This window comes from Acinetobacter sp. Swhac1 (assembly GCF_013390985.1).
GTDB lineage: Bacteria > Pseudomonadota > Gammaproteobacteria > Pseudomonadales > Moraxellaceae > Acinetobacter > Acinetobacter towneri.
Window position 1 is genome coordinate 1 of record NZ_JACASN010000089.1, and the last position, 1,704, is coordinate 1,704.

Sequence of the window (1,704 nt, forward strand, 5' to 3'; positions counted from 1 at the left end):
AGATTGATGTGTTCCCAGGGGATAGGAGAAGTCGCTTGATATCTAGTATGACGTCTGTCGCACCTGCTTGATCGCGGCCGCGATAGCTAGATCGCGTTGCTCCTCTTCTCCATCCGCGTTCCAAGCTGCGGAAAGGCACCCATAAGCGTACGCCTGGTCGAGCAGGCGACGCGGATCGACGTCCAGCGCACGAGAGAATGCGTCCGCCATCTGTGCAATGCGTCTAGGATCGAGACAAAGGTCGTCTCTGTCAGCCGGATCGTAGAACATATTGGCGGCGCCAAAGCCCACTTCACCGACCAGACCGACGGGATCTATCACCAGCCACCCGCGACTGGAGAACATGATGTTTTCATGATGCAGATCGCCATGTAGCCCACGCAGTTCCGAGGCATTGCTCATCATTTGATCGGCTATAATCGCCGCGTGGACGTAGTCAGTTTGACAACCTGCGTTTTGATCATCGCGCGCCCGCTGAAACAAAGCTGCAAAGCGATCCCGGATCGGGAGAAGGGCAGAAGGCAGGGGTTCCTCAGATGCGGCATACAGCTTCGCCATTAGTTCCGCTGCAATTTCGGTCGCCTGGTAGTCGCCGTGCTCGGCAACGATGTGAGAGAGCATTCGCTCCCCGGCATATTCGAGCAACATCAGATTGTTCTCACGACCGAGCAACCGGACTGCTCCCCTCCCATTGCGCCATACCAGATAGTCGGCCCCGCGCAGTTCATCAGCAATGTCTTCTATAGGTTTCAATCCCTTGACGATTGCAGGAGTCCCGTCTGGCAATGAAACTTTCCAAACGAGGCTGGAAAAGGTGTCCGCAATGAGAACAGGTTGCGAAACGTGCCAATGAGCAGGAAAAACAGGCGGCATGAACATCAACCCCAAGTCAGAGGGTCCAATCGCAGATAGAAGGCAAGGCGTTCGCGGTCGGGGGCTTCGATCCCCAATACATTGAATAGGACAGCGAAGGCGCGCTCTGCTTCATCTGGCGCTGCCCAGTTCTCTTCGGCGTTAGCAATCATGAGTGCCAAATCGGCATAGCGATCTGCTGTTCCGAGCCGCCCAAGGTCGATCAGACCCGTGCATTGAAGAGTTTTAGGGTCCACCATGAAGTTCGGCATGCAGGGATCACCATGGCAAACAACCATATCGGTGCGCTCTTGGTCGAGCCGCACCGGTAGCTCTCGTTCGACACGAGCCAAAAGATCGAGCTGCGGCGTACTCTTGTCCTCGTCCGGTAAGAAGTCGGGATTGACGGCATTGCGGGACACCACATCAACGGCGCGTCCGAACATTCGCGACAGCCTGCGCTCAAACGGACATTGATCAACCGATAGGCTGTGAACAGCGCCAAGTTGCTGCCCCATTGACGGCCACGCTTTGAGCAAATCCGCTCCAGACAGATCAGCCGCCGGTACTCCCGGAATTGCCGTTATCACCAAGCATGCACCCTCCTGTTCCTCCTGCCAGTTGATGACCTCGGGGCAAGCCACACCTCGACCTTTGAGCCAAATGAGGCGGTCACGCTCTCCAGCGAGCTCACCGCGGCGGGAAGCAGGTGCGATTTTCGCGAAGGCATGCCCGTCACCACGTCGAAAAACAAAATCACCAGATTCTCCGCCTCTGACAGGCAACCAGTCAGAATGCGATTCACCAAAAAAAATATTAGTTCGATTCAATGGAGGTTCCTTCAGTTTTCTG

The 1,704-nt window shown here is 55.7% G+C and carries 2 protein-coding genes; both read right to left on the reverse strand.

The genetic code is table 11. The features are described from left to right. Positions 1-42: 42 nt before the first annotated feature. The gene (locus HX743_RS15955) at positions 43-879 is read right to left on the reverse strand and encodes an aminoglycoside O-phosphotransferase APH(6)-Id (RefSeq protein WP_000480968.1); all 837 of its coding nucleotides are present in this window, start codon (positions 877-879) and stop codon (positions 43-45) included. Further along, the gene (gene aph(3'')-Ib / locus HX743_RS15960; protein WP_001082319.1) at positions 879-1,682 is read right to left on the reverse strand and encodes an aminoglycoside O-phosphotransferase APH(3'')-Ib; all 804 of its coding nucleotides are present in this window, start codon (positions 1,680-1,682) and stop codon (positions 879-881) included. The genes HX743_RS15955 and aph(3'')-Ib overlap by 1 nt, the downstream gene beginning before the upstream one ends. Positions 1,683-1,704: the final 22 nt, after the last annotated feature.